The 14,422-nt window shown below is 65.8% G+C and carries 15 protein-coding genes; 9 read left to right on the plus strand and 6 right to left on the minus strand.

All coding sequences use genetic code 11. From position 1 onward, the window contains the following. Positions 1–113 precede the first annotated feature (113 nt). The 3 genes from gcvA to U5775_RS04915 form a co-directional block, all read right to left on the minus strand. Complete coding sequence (gene gcvA, locus U5775_RS04905) at positions 114–1,001, minus strand: transcriptional regulator GcvA (protein WP_322056992.1); 888 nt, start codon at positions 999–1,001, stop codon at positions 114–116. Positions 1,002–1,013: 12 nt separating this feature from the next. Next, on the minus strand, positions 1,014–1,973 hold the full coding sequence (locus U5775_RS04910; protein ID WP_322056993.1) for a substrate-binding domain-containing protein: 960 nt from the start codon (positions 1,971–1,973) through the stop codon (positions 1,014–1,016). Positions 1,974–2,091: 118 nt separating this feature from the next. Further along, complete coding sequence (locus U5775_RS04915) at positions 2,092–3,033, minus strand: LysR family transcriptional regulator (RefSeq protein WP_322056994.1); 942 nt, start codon at positions 3,031–3,033, stop codon at positions 2,092–2,094. 207 nt (positions 3,034–3,240) lie between these two features. On the opposite strand from U5775_RS04915, the gene U5775_RS04920 reads away from it, so the two are divergent. The 4 genes from U5775_RS04920 to U5775_RS04935 all read left to right on the plus strand — a co-directional run bounded on the left by U5775_RS04920 (position 3,241) and on the right by U5775_RS04935 (position 7,364). Continuing rightward, on the plus strand, positions 3,241–4,176 hold the full coding sequence (locus U5775_RS04920) for a hydroxymethylglutaryl-CoA lyase (RefSeq protein ID WP_322056995.1): 936 nt from the start codon (positions 3,241–3,243) through the stop codon (positions 4,174–4,176). A gap of 20 nt (positions 4,177–4,196) precedes the next feature. Then, entirely contained in the window at positions 4,197–5,351 is a 1,155-nt protein-coding gene (locus tag U5775_RS04925; protein ID WP_322056996.1) for a CaiB/BaiF CoA-transferase family protein, read from the plus strand. A 121-nt stretch (positions 5,352–5,472) separates the two neighbouring features. After that, positions 5,473–6,915: an MFS transporter gene (locus tag U5775_RS04930; protein ID WP_322056997.1), complete on the plus strand. Its 1,443-nt coding sequence runs from the start codon at positions 5,473–5,475 to the stop codon at positions 6,913–6,915. A 227-nt stretch (positions 6,916–7,142) separates the two neighbouring features. Continuing rightward, positions 7,143–7,364 (plus strand): DUF3079 domain-containing protein, encoded by a 222-nt coding sequence (locus U5775_RS04935; protein WP_322056998.1) that lies wholly within the window; start codon positions 7,143–7,145, stop codon positions 7,362–7,364. A gap of 57 nt (positions 7,365–7,421) precedes the next feature. Here the strand turns inward: U5775_RS04935 and U5775_RS04940 are convergent, their stop codons facing one another. The 3 genes from U5775_RS04940 to U5775_RS04950 form a co-directional block, all read right to left on the minus strand. Then, positions 7,422–7,811, minus strand: a complete 390-nt coding sequence (locus U5775_RS04940; RefSeq protein WP_322056999.1) for an SRPBCC family protein — start codon at positions 7,809–7,811, stop codon at positions 7,422–7,424. Positions 7,812–7,907: 96 nt separating this feature from the next. Next, a complete protein-coding gene (locus U5775_RS04945) occupies positions 7,908–8,969 on the minus strand; it encodes a DMT family transporter (RefSeq protein ID WP_322057000.1) in 1,062 nt (353 codons plus the stop codon). A gap of 213 nt (positions 8,970–9,182) precedes the next feature. Continuing rightward, complete coding sequence (locus tag U5775_RS04950) at positions 9,183–9,836, minus strand: TetR/AcrR family transcriptional regulator (protein WP_322057001.1); 654 nt, start codon at positions 9,834–9,836, stop codon at positions 9,183–9,185. 228 nt (positions 9,837–10,064) lie between these two features. Here U5775_RS04950 and U5775_RS04955 point away from each other — a divergent pair, with 228 nt between their 5' ends. The 5 genes from U5775_RS04955 to U5775_RS04975 all read left to right on the plus strand — a co-directional run bounded on the left by U5775_RS04955 (position 10,065) and on the right by U5775_RS04975 (position 14,375). Then, positions 10,065–10,301, plus strand: coding sequence for a hypothetical protein (locus U5775_RS04955; protein WP_322057002.1), 237 nt, complete (start codon positions 10,065–10,067; stop codon positions 10,299–10,301). A gap of 31 nt (positions 10,302–10,332) precedes the next feature. Next, positions 10,333–10,539 (plus strand): hypothetical protein, encoded by a 207-nt coding sequence (locus tag U5775_RS04960; protein WP_322057003.1) that lies wholly within the window; start codon positions 10,333–10,335, stop codon positions 10,537–10,539. A 171-nt stretch (positions 10,540–10,710) separates the two neighbouring features. Then, complete coding sequence (locus U5775_RS04965; protein ID WP_322057004.1) at positions 10,711–11,898, plus strand: CoA transferase; 1,188 nt, start codon at positions 10,711–10,713, stop codon at positions 11,896–11,898. Continuing rightward, complete coding sequence (locus U5775_RS04970) at positions 11,895–13,151, plus strand: CoA transferase (RefSeq protein ID WP_322057005.1); 1,257 nt, start codon at positions 11,895–11,897, stop codon at positions 13,149–13,151. The genes U5775_RS04965 and U5775_RS04970 overlap by 4 nt, the downstream gene beginning before the upstream one ends. 9 nt (positions 13,152–13,160) lie before the next feature. After that, entirely contained in the window at positions 13,161–14,375 is a 1,215-nt protein-coding gene (locus tag U5775_RS04975) for a cytochrome P450 (protein ID WP_322057006.1), read from the plus strand. The last annotated feature ends 47 nt before the right edge of the window (positions 14,376–14,422 follow it).

The following is a 14,422-nucleotide window of genomic DNA, read 5'->3' on the forward strand; positions in this document are numbered from 1 at the left end:
CCACGATAGAAAACGTCCATTTAGCCCAAAGCGCGCGGCCGCGGCAATCGAATAATTCTCATGGCGGTCATGCGTTTGCCTCATGGCGCTCCGGGCGCCGTTCGGCTTGCCCGTCAACCGGCGCCCTGGCGCTCGCGATCGTGTGCGATCCACTCGCTGAAGCGCTGCACCTTCTGTTGCTGCGCGACGCATTCGGGGTAGACGAAATAGTAGCGCCACCCCGTTGCCACGGCCAGCTCGAAGGGCGTCACGAGCCGGTTTGCGGCAAGGTCCTCGCAGGCCAGGGTGCGGTCGCCGATAGCCACGCCAAAGCCTTGCATCGCGGCGCTGGTCGCGAGATCGAGCGACTCGAACGTGGGGCCCGCGTGGGCGTTGACGTGCTGCGCGCCCGCTTGCGTGAGCCACAGCTTCCAGTCGCGATGATCGCGGGTCGGGTGCAGCAGGGTTTGCTGCGCGAGGTCGTCGGCTTGCGCGAGGGGATGCTTTGCCAGCAACTCGGGCGCGCATACGGGCGTGAGGTATTCGTCGAAGAGCAGCACCGCATGAACGCCCGCGCCCGGCGCCGGCGCATAGACGATGGCGGCATCGAACGGCTCGGCCTGGAAATCTGCTTCGTGCTGCCAGGTAGTGGTGATCTGCACCTGGAGGTCGGGATGCTCGGCCTGGAAGCGCATGATGCGCGGCAGCATCCAGCGCATGACGCAGGTGGGCACCTTGAGCGCCAGCTCGGTGCGCTGGCGCGTGAGGCGCATCGAGGCTTCTTCGATGCGCGCGAAACCATCGCGCACCGCGGGCAGCAACTGCTCGCCCTCGGGCGTGAGCGTGAGACCCTTGGGCGAGCGGCGGAACAGCGGCAGCCGGTAGTACTCTTCGAGCGCGAGGATCTGCCGGCTCACCGCGCCCTGCGTGAGGCACAGGTGCTCCGCCGCGCGCGTGAAGCTGCCGTAGCGGGCGACCGTTTCGAAGATCTGCAAAGCGTTCAGGGGCGGGAGGTGTCTCATTGCGCGAGCGGTTTAGACGTTGTCCTTCGTCACGAGGACAACAGGCGTTTCTATGAAGTCCGAAAGATCGTCCTGGGTCTGCTGCTCGACATGGGCCTGCATCGCCACGTCGAGTCCGTAGACGGCCTGCTTCGCGGCGAACTGGTTGAGTGTGGCGAGCACCTGGCCTTTCTTGATCAGCGGCTTGATGGCGTCGTCGTCGTTGAAGCCCGTGATGAAGACGCGGCCGCTCAACTGCGCCGCGCGCACGGCGTCCACGGCGCCGCGCGCCATGTTGTCGTTCGCGCAGAGCAACGCGCGGATGCCGGGGTGCGCCGCGAGCATCGCAGCGGCCGCGAGACGGCCTTTGCCATAGTCCCAGTCGCCGGGCGCGATGGCCGCGATATCGATGTGCGCGGCCTGCATCGCATCGCGATAGCCGGCGGTGCGCTGCTGTGCATTACGCGCGCCGTGCACGCCTTCGATAATGCCGACCCGGTCCCCTGGCCGCAGACGATGCGCGAGATAGTCGCCGACGAGCCGCGCGGCGCGCCGGTCGTCGGGGCCCGCATAGGGCACGCGGATGCCCGCCGCGCGAAGCGCGTCGGCGTCGAGCGGATTGTCGATCGTCAGCGTGAGGATGCCTTGCTTCACGCAGCGGCGCGCGGCCGGCACGAGCGCGCGCGAATCGGTGGGCGCGAGCACGATGGCGTTCACGCGCCGGGCAGCCAGCGCGTCGATGAGGCGGATCTGGCCGTCCGCATCGGTCTCCGTCGCGACGCCTTGCACCAGCAGCGCGAACGGGTAGGGGGCGTGCGCCTGAAAGACCTTTGCGGCGGCGACCATGGCCTGAGTGAAGGCATCGGGGAGGTCCTTGAGCACCAGCGCGATGGTGAAGTTGCGCGTCGCGCCGCCACTCGCGCGGGCATGCGCGGCGCCGAGCGCGGCAAGCAGGCTTGCGACTACGACGCGGCGGCGTTTTTCATCAGGCATGGCAAAGGCGGCTTGGGGCGCGCAAGAAGCGAGCGTTGGGGAGTGAACCGGGAATGCGGGAATGCTGGAAGTGTAAACGACGCACGGGGCTTCGGCGCGGCCTTCGTGAGGCGCCGCTTCAGTCCCGCGCCTGGCCCGCGTCGCGCGCTGCCGCGCCCGACAACTGCGCCCGCGCGACGAGATGTTCGACCATGCGCTGCGCGGCGGGCTGCAACGCGTCGAACTCGCGAAAGCAGACGATGAAGCGCCGCCGCGCCCAGGCATCGGCGAGCGCAAGCGTGCGCACGTTCATGACGCGCGCGTAGGTCTGGGCGACTTCCTGCGGCACGACGCTGATGCCGAGGTTGGCCGCGACCACGCGGAACGCTGCGTCGAAATTCGACACGGTCGCGCGATAGTCGATGGTGCGCCCGCTGCGCGCCGCCGAGCGCTGCAGCAGCGTATGCACCGCCGTGGATGGCGGCAGGCCCACGTGCTCGTAGTCGAGCGTATCGGCGAACGCCACGCTCTTGCGGCGCGCGAGCGGATGATCGGGATGCACCGCGAGCGCGAGCCGGTCCTCGCGCCACGGCCGCGACTGCAGGCCCGCGAGCTCCACGTTGTCCCAGCAGACGCCCACCGCCGCCACGCCATCGCGCACGCGCTGCACCAGCTCGCTGGAGGTGCGCTCGTCCACGTTCACGCGGATGTTCTGGTGCGCCGGCATGCGCATGAACGAGGCGAGGTCGTCCAGCAGCGCCTCGGCAATGGCCGACGCGGAGGCGCACACGCTCACGCTGCCGCGCAAGCCGCTGCCGAATGCCGCGATGTCGCCGAGCGCGCGCTCGAGCGTGAAGATCACACTGCGCGCGTGCTCGAGCAGCGCGACGCCCGCGGGCGTAGGCTGCACGCCGCGCCGCGAGCGCGTGAGGAGCGGCACGCCGAGGCTGGCCTCGAGCTGCGCGATGCGCTTGCTGATCGCCGAAGGCTCGATGTGCTCGTCGCGCGCGGCGCGGCCCATGTTGCCGTGCTCGCACACGGCAACCAGCAATCGCAAGGTCTTGATGTCGATGTCGTGCATGCGCGCTGCTCCGTCTCTCTCCAGGGGCTTTCGGTCCGCCGCGCGGGTGAGGCGCGGGGGCTTTGCTGTGTTTCCGCTGTGTTTCCCATTTGGAACGACAACGATGCCAAATTACCGCTTTATGTATCGTGGGGAATGACTAAAGTTAGCACATCGTCGGCCCCGTTATGCGGCGAGATACGAACCGGCAATCTATGGAGACCCTTCATGCCCTCATTCCCCGAGCGCGCCGTGATCCGCGAAGTCGGCTTGCGCGATGGCCTGCAAAGCATCGAGAGCGTACTGCCCACCGCGCGCAAATGCGAGTGGCTGCGCGCGGCGCACGCCGCCGGCCTGCGCGAGATCGAGGTGGGCTCGTTCGTGCCCGCCCGCTTGCTGCCGCAACTGGCCGATACGGCCGAACTCGTCGATTTCGCGAAGCGCTTGCCGGGCTTGTTCGTTTCGGTGCTGGTGCCCAACCTCAAGGGCGCCGAGCGCGCGCTCGAAGCGGGCGCCGACCTCATGCTCGTGCCGCTTTCCGCAAGCGAGGCGCACAGCCTCGCGAACCTGCGCAAGACGCCCGGCGAAGTGGTCGCCGAAGTCGCGCGCATGCGCGCCGCGCGCGACGCGGCGGGCGCGAAGACGCTGATCGAAGGCGGCATCGGCACGGCGTTCGGCTGCACGCTGCAGGGGCGCGTGCAAAGAGAGGACGTGCTGCGCTACATGCAGGCGCTGCTCGATGCGGGCGCGGACCGTGTGAGTCTCGCCGATACGGTCGGCTACGCGAACCCCGCCGCGGTGCGCGAGCTCTTCGCACAGGCGCGCGCCATCGCGGGCGAGCGGCTCTGGTGCGCCCACTTTCACGACACGCGCGGCCTCGCACTCGCCAATGTCTATGCCGCGCTGGAGACGGGCATCGCGCGCTTCGACGCCTCGCTCGCGGGTATCGGCGGCTGCCCGCACGCGCCGGGTGCGAGCGGCAACGCCGCGAGCGAGGACCTGGCGTTCATGCTGGCCGACATGGGCATCCGGACCGGCATCGACGTAGAGGCCTTGCTCGCCTTGCGCGCACAACTGGCGCAATGGCTCGGGAACGAAACGCTGCACGGCACGCTCTGGCGCGCGGGCCTGCCGAAGACGTTTCATGCCGCCCGCTCACACTGATTCGTTATCCTGAGGTTTTCATGAACACCGAAAAACGGCTTCCGCTCGACGGCGTGCGCGTCGTCGAATTCACGCATATGGTCATGGGTCCGACGTGCGGCATGATCCTTGCCGATCTGGGCGCGGAGGTGATCAAGATCGAGCCGCCCGGCGGCGACAAGACGCGCAATCTGCCCGGCCTCGGCATCGGCTTCTTCCGCTCGTTCAACCGCAACAAGAAGAGCGTGGTGCTCGACATCAACACGGAGGAGGGGCGCGCGGCGGCCATCGAGCTGATCGGGCAAAGCGACGTGATGCTCGAGAACTTCCGCCCCGGCCTGATGAACAAGCTCGGGCTCGACTACGCCACGCTTTCGCAGCGCTATCCGCGCCTCATCTATGTTTCGCACAAGGGCTTTCTGCCGGGCCCCTATGAGCACCGTCTCGCGCTCGACGAAGTCGTGCAGATGATGGGCGGGCTCTCGTACATGACGGGGCCGGCGGGCAGGCCGCTGCGCGCGGGCACCTCGGTCAACGACATCATGGGCGGCATGTTCGGTGCGATCGGCGTGCTGGCGGCGCTGCGCGAGCGCGACGCGACCGGGCGTGGCCAGGAGGTGCAGAGCGCGCTCTTCGAGAACTGCGTGTTTCTGGGCGCCCAGCACATGCAGCAGTACGCCATGACCAAAGAAGCGCCGCCGCCCATGCCCTCGCGCGTCTCGGCGTGGAGCGTGTACGACGTGTTCACGCTCGCCGAAGGCGAGCAGCTCTTTATCGGCGCGGTGAGCGACAAGCAGTTCGTGACGCTGTGCGAGGTACTGGGTTGTCCGAATCTTGCCCAGGAGCCGCAGTACGCCACCAATGCTTCGCGCGTGGCCGTGCGGCCCGAATTGCTCGCGCGTCTCGGCGAAGTCCTGAAGACGGTGCACGTGAGCGAATTGACGCCGAGGCTCGAAGCAGCGGGCATTCCCTACGCCCCGATCGTGCGCCCTGATCAACTGTTCGACGACCCGCATCTGCGCGAGAGCGGCGGCCTCGCGCCGATGCAGACCGACGACGGCGAGACCACGGAAGTCGTGCTGCTTCCGCTGCTGATGGATGGTCGCCGTCCGGGCGTGCGCCAGCCGCTCGCGAAGGTGGGCGAGCACACGGAGGAAGTGCTCGCGCGGCTCGCTCGCGCGAAAGCGCAGCCGTAGCGGCGCCGCTTCGCCGCCACTCATCGCGGGCCACAGACGCTCGCGCAAGCCCGCATAACGAAACCTCTGCGGCGGCAATCGCTCGCGCGATGCCGCACGCAGGGCGGACATGGAGACAGACATGCAACGAACCCTCACCACGGACGAGGTGCACGGCGCACAACGGGAGGCGACCGTCACCGGACACGCGGCGGCGCAGGCCTTGTCCGCGCGGCTCGACCGGTTGCCCGTCACGTGGCAGCTATGGAAACTCGTCCTGCTCATTTCGCTGGGCGGCTTCTTCGAAGTCTACGATCTCATCTTCACGGGCTACATCGCGCCGGGGCTGGCGAAGAGCGGCCTGCTGCACACCACCACCGCGGGTTTCTTCGGCTTCAACGGCATCGGCGCGTTCGTTGCGGCGACTTTCGGCGGGCTCTTTGTGGGGACGCTGTGCTTCGGCTGGCTGCCCGACAAGTTCGGACGCCGAAGCGTTTTTACGTTCTCGTTGTTATGGTACTCGGTCGGCTCGGTGTTGATGGCGATGCAGCATTCATCCGAAGGCCTGATTCTGTGGCGCTTCATCACGGGGATCGGCGTGGGTATCGAAATCGTCACGATCGACAGCTACGTCACGGAGATGGTGCCGCAGCAGATGCGCGGGCGCGCCATGGCGTTCAATCAGGCCGTGATGTTTGCCGCCGCGCCGGCTTCGGCGCTGCTCTCGTGGTGGCTCGTGCCCATCGCGCCGTTCGGCCTCGACGGCTGGCGCTGGGTCGTGCTGGCCGGTGCGCTGGGCGCCGTGCTGGTGTGGTTCGTGCGCCGCTCGGTGCCGGAAAGCCCGCGCTGGCTCGCCACCCATGCGCGCACCGAAGCGGCCGAGCACATCATCGCGGGACTGGAGCGGGCCGCGCGGCGCGAGAGCGGCCGCGACTTGCCGGCGCCCGCGCTCGCGCCTGCACCGCCCACGCACCGGCGCGCATCGCTCGCCGAGCTATGGCGGCCGCCCTACCGTGCGCGGCTCATCATGCTCATGGCGTTCAACCTGTGCCAGGCCGTCGGCTACTACGGCTTCGCGAACTGGGTGCCGACGCTGCTGATCGGGCAGGGCGTGACCGTCACGAAGAGCCTGCTCTATGCCTTCGTGATCGCCATCGCGCTGCCGTGCGGCCCGCTGCTGGCCATGCCGGTGGCCGACCGGATCGAGCGCAAATGGCTCATCGTCGGCTCGGCGCTTGCCGTCGTGATCTTCGGGCTGGCGTTCGCGCAGGCGCGCGGCACTGCGGCGCTGATCGTGCTCGGCATCCTGATCAGCCTCGCGGGGCAGACGATCTCGGTCTGCTACCACGCGTACCAGGCTGAGCTTTTTCCCACCTCGGTGCGCTGCCGCGCGAACGGCGTCGTCTATTCGGCGAGCCGCGTGGGCGCGACGATGTCGGGCTTCATCATCGCGGCGCTTCTGCGCGACTTCGGCGTGCATGGCGTGTTTGCGGGCATCACGCTTTGCATGCTCGTGGTCATGGTGTCGATTGGCGCCTTTGGCCCGCGCACCAATGGCGTTTCGCTTGATGAGTTGTCGAGCTGAAAAGAATGGAGAAGGCGCTGTGCTTTGCCGAAAGTGCAACTAACTGCCCGATCCGCGCGTAACCCCCGAATGTGAAGCGGCAGCGGAACTTAACTTCATACGACAATTCGTAATGGCGTGCAGGAGGTGGTCGGGCTGGGAAGGAATGCGGCAATGCGCCTCTGGAACATCAGGCCGCGCGTCCTAGAATGCATTTCGTTGCCTGTCCGCCGTTTTCATGCACTGCCATGGCCAAGAAGATTCCGCTGCATCCGAAGCATCCCGAACGCATTTGCTGGGGCTGCGACCGTTATTGTCCCGCCGGGTCGCTCAGTTGCGGAAACGGTTCGTCGCGCACGCAGCATCCCATCGAATTGCTTGGCGAAGATTGGCTCGACTACGGCGACTGGGGTTTCGATACGTCCGAAGACGACACGCCAGCAAGCCCGGGCCCGAGCGGTCGGCACTGACACCCTGCATACCGAAACGCGAGCGCTTTGGCGCTCGCGTCTGGTTTCCCGCCTCCCTCATCCCCGGAAAAACTGCCCCGCAGCCACGCAGCCCGCGTCCATCAGCGGCTCGACCATGGCGCGCCTTTCATCGGGCAGGAAATCGCTAATCCACACCATCCGGCAGCGTCCGCCGGAATCGGCCACGATCTGCATCGAAGCGGCGTGCTGATCGAAATTCGGCCCGCAAACCGTGTAGGCCACGCGCATGTGAGCGTCGTCCACGGCGACGATCCGCTCCTGCACCACGTTGCCGTTAGCAAACGTCACGGTGCGCATGTCGCCTTCCAGATGCGCGTCGGTCAGCACACCCGCGAATATCCGCGCGATGTTGCGAGAATCGCGCAGCGTCGCCCATGCGTGGGCCGCATCGGTTTCGAGGGGAATCTCACGGTAGAGGGAAGCCATCGCGTTGTCTCCTTCATTCATGCCTGCGTGCAGGCGCCGAGAGCCATGGTGCGCGTTCGTTTGCGCGAGCGCCTGGGGAAAATTGCTGTGCCTGATTCAATGCGAATGCCGATGATGCACGTCCGGATAATGCGCGTGCGTATGCGTGAGCGGTACGTGGCGATGCGCATGCGTGTGCGGCTCGGTGCCGTCCCAGTCGAAGTCGTGCTCGTGCCGGTGATGCGCATCGTGTCGGTGCCGATGCGTATGGTCGAGCGCAGCATGCGTGTGCTCGTGTTCGTGGCGCTCGCGCACGTGCAGCCAGACACCGAGCGCCATGAGTGCGAGCGCGAGCCAGAACGTCGGCGCTGGACGCTGCGGCCAGAGCAGCAGCGAAAGCGCGACGCCGAATAGCGGCGCCACCGAAAAATACGCGCCCGTGCGCGCCGAGCCCAGATTGCGCAGCGCGATCACGAACAGCACGAGGCTCACGCCATAACCTGCGAAGCCCACGGCCAGCGCACCCGCGAGGCGCGCGCCGTCCGGCCAGTGCGCGCCCAGCCAGAACGCGACGGCCAGATTCACGGGGCCCGCGACCACGCCCTTGAGGCAGGCGATCGTCATGGCGTCGTTGGCGGAGACCTTGCGCGTGAGGTTGTTGTCGATGGCCCAGCACAGGCAGGCTCCGGCCACGAACAGCGCGCCCGGCGCGAGGCCTGCATGCGGCCCGCTCCACGAGAGCAGCACGCCGCCCGCAACGATGGCCGCCATGCCCAGCGCGATCTGCGCGTCGAAGTTCTCGCGAAAGCAGACCCACGCGATGAGCGCCGTGAGCACGCCTTCGAGGTTGAGCAGCAGCGAACTCGTGGCGGCGGGCGTCGTCACGAGCCCGAACATGAGCAGCGCCGGGCCGGCGACGCCGCCCGCGAGGATCGCGCCCGCGAGCCAGGGCGCTTCGGCCAGCCGCAGCGGCGCATGGGCGGGCGGCTCGTCCGCGCGGCGGAGCAGACGCCGCACGAGGATCGCGAGCGCGAGCCCGGCGCCGCTGCCCAGATAGAAGAGACCCGCGACCATGAAGGGCGGCAGCGTGCCGAGCAGCGCCTTGGCGAGCGGCGTGGCTACGCCGAACAGCGCGGCGGCCAGCAGCGCTGTGGCAATGACGTGAAGATGCGGTTTCATGGCTGTTCGGCGGTCAGTGTGGGCGTTGCTTGATGCATCGGCGGCCCGCTTCCCCGGTCATGATCCGGAGGTTGTGGTGGGGCATTCAATTATCGCCGATGCGGGCGGTGGCCAGCTCCGCTGAAGACTCCGGGACTCGCGTCGCGCTGGTCCGCGGTAGAGGGCACTCCCCCCGCTTTGTCCGGGCCGTGATCTCGCTGATGGCAGCGCAGGTCAAGCCGGCGCCGTGCTGAGTGCCTTCCAGACCACGCGGGTTGCATGCTGAAACGCGGGGAGATTCGGTGTATTGCGTCCGGCTCGCCGCAGGAACACGATCAAACCCTGCCAGTGGGAGTAGATGAGCGCACCTCGGATCTGGCATTCGCCAGCGTTGAGATTCGGGTTCATCTGGGCGACCAGTTTGCCGAACAGTGCCTGGAACTCGCCGCTCACTGCTTCGTTCCTCTCCCGCACCTGCTCTTGGTGCTCGGCGAGGCACCAGACTTCAAGCGCGAATGGACTCACCACATTCCCGGCGCCGGTGAGGACATCAAAGGTCTCGTCGAGCAGGGCTTCGAGCCGCGCTTCCGCCGATTGTGAGGAATCCTCGGCAATTTGCCTGAAGCGGCTCAAGTAACGCTTCGCGAGTTCGTCGATCGTTGCCAGCAAAAGAGCGTCGCGACTGCCGAAGTAGTGCTGCAAGGTCGCGAGTCGTACTTCGGCGGCGGCGGCCACGCGCCGTTGCGTGAACCCCGCGTTGCCTTCGTTTGCAAACACACGTATCGCCGCCTCAAGAATCTCCGGCACACGTGTTTCGCGCCTCCCACGCTGTGCTCCCTTCTTGTCCTTTTCGTCCGCGCAATCGAGCGCAATAGTCAGAGTTTTCATTGTATTTGGTCAATAGACCAGATTAATCCAGGTGTAGACAGCACTTCTGACCAATTATACGCACTTTCCCCGAACAGCAGCCGGGCATCGAAATTTTCCGGTGATCTATGCAGGGGTAAAGGATCTTGCCTAGGTGTAAAGCCTGGTCATCGCGTTCTTGATTTATTGGTCATGTGACATCTAGTATTTGGTCAATGGACCAATATTGAGGGTGTCAGGAGAGTCACGATGAAAAACCGGACGGATTCCCTGCATGGGATCGTCGACAAATGGTTCGGGCAGGCGGGCGGGCGCGCCTCGGTCGTGCGCGAGCGGGCCGGCTCGCAGCGCTGCATCCGCATTGAAGTCGCGCGAGGGATCGAGACTTTGTCGATGCGCTTTTTCCGTCACGCAGACGGCTCATGGCAGGTGATCCCACCGGCGCGTCTCGGCCCGTGTATGGGTATTCAGGTACAGCGGACCTGAGCCGACGCCAATCAGGAGGAGGACGAAGGCAATGCGCAAGACAGGGACTCATGCCCGCATGCGGCTCGTGCGCTGGGTCGAACGCAAATTCTGGCCGGCCTCTCGGGCTGCGGTGCGTGGCGCGGGCGCCTGGCTGCTCTATATCTGGGCGGCCAGCCAGATGGCGGATCCCGGCGGGTTGCCGATTGACGAGACGACTATCGAGCGCTATCTCGGGACCGACTGCCGCCACGACTAGGCAGAACTGAAGGGTATCGCCGGTCCTTGACAGCAACCCGATCGCGATGCAGTATTTGTCGCAATTGATCAAAGGTTGATCCAATGACTTTAATAAAAATTGGCAACCTGATCTCGAATCCGGCGACTAACCTGCGCACGGCAAGGCGGCGCAAAGACAGGAGGAGCAACAATGAAAAGTGCACTTGAGGGTCTCAAGGTCCTCGATTTCACGCAAATGATGAATGGCCCGTTCGGCACCATGCTGCTCGGCGACTTCGGGGCCGATGTCATCAAGGTGGAACCGCCGCAAGGCGACACGATGCGGCTGACGGGAGAGACCTTCCTTGGCAAGGACGCCGTGTATTTCCTCACGCTGAACCGTAACAAGCGCAGCGTCGTGATCGATCTCACGACGGAGGAAGGCCAGCGGCTTGCGCAGAAAATGGCGGAGCAGGTGGATATCGTCGTCGAGAATTTCCGGCCCGGCGTGGCCGAAAAGCTCGGCATCAGCTACGAGACGCTCGCATCAAACAACCCTCGCCTGATTTACTGCTCGACCTCCGCATTTGGGCGCACGGGGCCGGACAGCATTCGACCCGGCATGGATCCCGTGGTCCAGGCGATGTCGGGCATCATGCAACTGACCGGCGATGCGCAGACCGGGCCGCTCAAGACGGGCATGCCTTACTCGGACCTCATCACGCCGCTGCTTTCGACGATCGGCGTGCTTGCCGCCGTCGAGGCGCGCCATCACACCGGGCGTGGCCAGCGCGTGGATCTTTCGATGATCGACGCCACGATTTTCAGCATGATTCCCCGCGATGCCTATTACTTCGCGACCGGCGAAACGCCCGGACGCATCGGCAACGCGCACTGGCAGATCGTGCCGTACAACACGTATGCGACCTCGGACGGGCGCCATATCATGGTGATCGCTCACACGGACAAGTTCTGGCGCGTCCTGGCGTCTGCCGTCGGGGCCGACGAATTGCTGGCCGACGAACGGCTCGGCACGAAAGAGGGGCGTCTGGCGCACCGTGAAACTGTCGATGCCGGGCTCGCGGCCGCGTTCGCCAAAATGCCGCTCGCGCACTGGAACGAAAAGCTGCTGGACGCACAAGCGATGTTCTCGCCGGTGCTCAATTTCGAGGAGGTATTCGAAGATCCTCGTGTGCAGCGCGATCTGGTGGCGGAGCTCGATCATCCGCACGCAGGACGCTTCAAGGTCGTGTCGAATCCGATCGGCCTCTCGGAGACACCCACGCTGATTCGCCGTCCGCCCCCGACGCTCGGCCAGCATACCGAAGAGGTGCTGCGCGAGTTCGGGCTCACATCCGGGCCGAACGCGTTTGCGCAGGAAGGCGAGGCGCAGCGATGAGCAACATCCACCCCGCGACTCGTGCCGCAGCACCTGGCCTGCCGCCGCTCGATCAACACGAGCCGCCATTGAAGGGCGTGCGCGTTCTCGATCTTTCACGCGTACTTGCCGCTCCGTTCTGCGCGATGATGCTTGCGGATCTCGGCGCGGAAGTGACGAAGGTCGAGCATCCGAAGGGGGGCGATCAGACGCGCCATTGGGGCACCGCGATTCAAGGCGGCGAACGCACCTACTACCTGGCGATCAATCGCAGCAAGCAGTCGATCGCGATCGACTTCTCGAAGCCGGAAGGCGCCGCGCTGATCAGGGAACTGGCGCGCGAGAGCGATATTCTGGTCGAGAACTATATGCTCGGCACGCTCGAGCGATACGGGCTCGGCTATGAGGCGCTCAAGGCCGAGAATCCGCGGCTGATCTACTGTTCGGTGAGCGGCTATGGCCGCACTGGTCCAAGCGCTGCGCGCCCCGGTTACGACTCGGTGATTCAGGCCGAAAGCGGTCTCATGTCGATCACGGGCGAGCCGGACGGCGAAGCGTCGAAAGCCGGCGTGCCGATTTGCGACATCACCGCTGGCATGTACGCGACCCAGGCCATCCTGGCGGCGTTCGTGCGGCGTCTGCGCAATGGTCACGGCGAGGCCATCGACATCGCGCTGTTCGACTGCACGCTTGCCAATCATGTTTCGGTTGCCGCCAACGCATTGCTGCTGAACACGCCGCCCGGCCGCTACGGCAACAGTCACGCGGACATCATTCCGCAGGGCCTCTATCACGCCGAGGATGGCCCGTTGATGTTCCATGTGGGCAGCGATGCCCAGTTCGCGCGCTTCAGCGCCGACGTGCTCGGTCTGCCCGAACTCGCGCGCGACCCGCGCTTTATCGATAACGACGGGCGCCGCGCGAACCGGGAAGCGCTCGACGAGATCATGTCCGCGCGTTTTCGCACCCGCTCGCGTCATGAATGGCTGCCGCTGTTCCGTGCGGCGGGCGTGCCCGCGGGGCTCGTGCAAAACGTGCTCGAGGCGCTGACCTCGGAGGAAGCGAAGGCGCGCGACCTGATCTGCGAAATCGATCATCCGACCGCTGGGCGAATCAACCTCGTGGGGTCGCCGCTGAAATTCCAGGAGGGCTCGCTTGCTCCGCCCAAGGCGCCGCCGCTGCTCGGCGAGCACACCGACCACGTGCTCGCGGGGCGTATCGGCCTCGATGCGGAAACGATTGCCCAGTTGCGCGCTGCGCACGTCATTTACTGAGGAGACACCATGCAAGATCAATCCGCCGCTGCGCAGGCCTTTCCAATGCGCCGCTGTCCGTTCGCGCCGCCTGCGCAATATAGCGAAATCCGCAAGCAGGAGGGCCTGTCCCGGGTGACGATGCCCGATGGTACGCAGGCATGGATCGCGACGCGCTACGACGACGTGCGCGCGATTCTCGGCGACAACCGCTTCTCGACGATTCCGTCCACGCCGGGCTATCCGTTCATCGCCCCGGCGCGCGCGTCGCTGCTGATGAACGAGCACCCTCCGACCATCATCCGCATGGACCCGCCGGAGCACACGCGTTACCGCCGCATGCTGACCAAGGAGTTCATGGTTCATCACGTCGAGGCGATGCGGCCCGAGCTGCAGCAAACCGTCGATATTCTGCTGGACGAGCTGGAGGCGAAAGGTTCGCCGGCCGACCTGTTCGAGGACTTCGCGCTCGCGGTGCCGACCACCGTGATCTCGCGCATTCTCGGCGTGCCCTATGAGGATCGCGAATTCTTCCAGGAGCGCAGCAAGGCCAAGCTCGATCTCACCGCCGACCCGGAGGTGCCGGTGCGCGCGGGTGCCGAGATGCGTGAATATCTCGACCGGCTGATCACGCAGAAGATGGAGTCGCCCGGTAATCGCAGCGACTTGATCAGCCGTCTCGTGACGAGTCAGGTCGTGCCCGGCCATATGACGCGCGAAGAGGCGCTCGCGACCATCGAGCTGCTGCTGATGGGCGGCCACGAAACCACGGCGAACATGATTGCGCTCGGCACGCTGTCGCTTTTGACGAATCCCGCGCAAAAGGATGCGCTGGTGGCCGATCCCTCGCTGGTGAACAACACGGTCGAGGAAATGCTGCGCTTTCATACGATCGTCCATTACAACGGGCCGCGCGTCGCGCTCGAGGACGTGACGGTGTCCGGCACGCTCATCAAGAAGGGCGAGGGTGTGCTTGCGCTCATCAGCGCGGCCAATCGCGACCCCAGGCACTTCCCGGAACCGGACGCGTTCGACATTCGTCGCGAAGCCCGGCACCACGTCGCGTTCAGCTACGGCGTGCATCAGTGCCTGGGTCAACCGCTTGCGCGTGCGGAATTGCAGATCGTGTTCACGTCGCTGTTCCAGCGCCTGCCGAAACTGCGGCTCGCGGTGCCGCTCGAGGACATCAAGTTCCGGCACGACGCCTTTGTTTATGGCGTGGACGCACTGCCAGTCGAATGGTGATGCGCGCCGCGTGCGCGGCACGGGACGGGTGGCGCGCACTTCCCAAT

Origin of the sequence: Paraburkholderia sp. J63 (assembly GCF_905220245.1) — a bacterium.
Lineage (GTDB): Bacteria > Pseudomonadota > Gammaproteobacteria > Burkholderiales > Burkholderiaceae > Paraburkholderia.

What these genes read in the sequence shown, in the direction of transcription:
- U5775_RS04920 (WP_322056995.1), top strand. Translation starts at nt 3,241, where the DNA reads ATGCCCTCATTCCCCGAGCGCGCCGTGATCCGCGAAGTCGGCTTGCGC.
- U5775_RS04935 (WP_322056998.1), top strand. Translation starts at nt 7,143, where the DNA reads ATGGCCAAGAAGATTCCGCTGCATCCGAAGCATCCCGAACGCATTTGC.
- gcvA (WP_322056992.1), bottom strand. Translation starts at nt 1,001, where the DNA reads ATGAGACACCTCCCGCCCCTGAACGCTTTGCAGATCTTCGAAACGGTC.
- U5775_RS04940 (WP_322056999.1), bottom strand. Translation starts at nt 7,811, where the DNA reads ATGGCTTCCCTCTACCGTGAGATTCCCCTCGAAACCGATGCGGCCCAC.
- U5775_RS04925 (WP_322056996.1), top strand. Translation starts at nt 4,197, where the DNA reads ATGAACACCGAAAAACGGCTTCCGCTCGACGGCGTGCGCGTCGTCGAA.
- U5775_RS04915 (WP_322056994.1), bottom strand. Translation starts at nt 3,033, where the DNA reads ATGCACGACATCGACATCAAGACCTTGCGATTGCTGGTTGCCGTGTGC.
- U5775_RS04945 (WP_322057000.1), bottom strand. Translation starts at nt 8,969, where the DNA reads ATGAAACCGCATCTTCACGTCATTGCCACAGCGCTGCTGGCCGCCGCG.
- U5775_RS04975 (WP_322057006.1), top strand. Translation starts at nt 13,161, where the DNA reads ATGCAAGATCAATCCGCCGCTGCGCAGGCCTTTCCAATGCGCCGCTGT.
- U5775_RS04960 (WP_322057003.1), top strand. Translation starts at nt 10,333, where the DNA reads ATGCGCAAGACAGGGACTCATGCCCGCATGCGGCTCGTGCGCTGGGTC.
- U5775_RS04970 (WP_322057005.1), top strand. Translation starts at nt 11,895, where the DNA reads ATGAGCAACATCCACCCCGCGACTCGTGCCGCAGCACCTGGCCTGCCG.
- U5775_RS04930 (WP_322056997.1), top strand. Translation starts at nt 5,473, where the DNA reads ATGCAACGAACCCTCACCACGGACGAGGTGCACGGCGCACAACGGGAG.
- U5775_RS04950 (WP_322057001.1), bottom strand. Translation starts at nt 9,836, where the DNA reads ATGAAAACTCTGACTATTGCGCTCGATTGCGCGGACGAAAAGGACAAG.
- U5775_RS04910 (WP_322056993.1), bottom strand. Translation starts at nt 1,973, where the DNA reads ATGCCTGATGAAAAACGCCGCCGCGTCGTAGTCGCAAGCCTGCTTGCC.
- U5775_RS04955 (WP_322057002.1), top strand. Translation starts at nt 10,065, where the DNA reads ATGAAAAACCGGACGGATTCCCTGCATGGGATCGTCGACAAATGGTTC.
- U5775_RS04965 (WP_322057004.1), top strand. Translation starts at nt 10,711, where the DNA reads ATGAAAAGTGCACTTGAGGGTCTCAAGGTCCTCGATTTCACGCAAATG.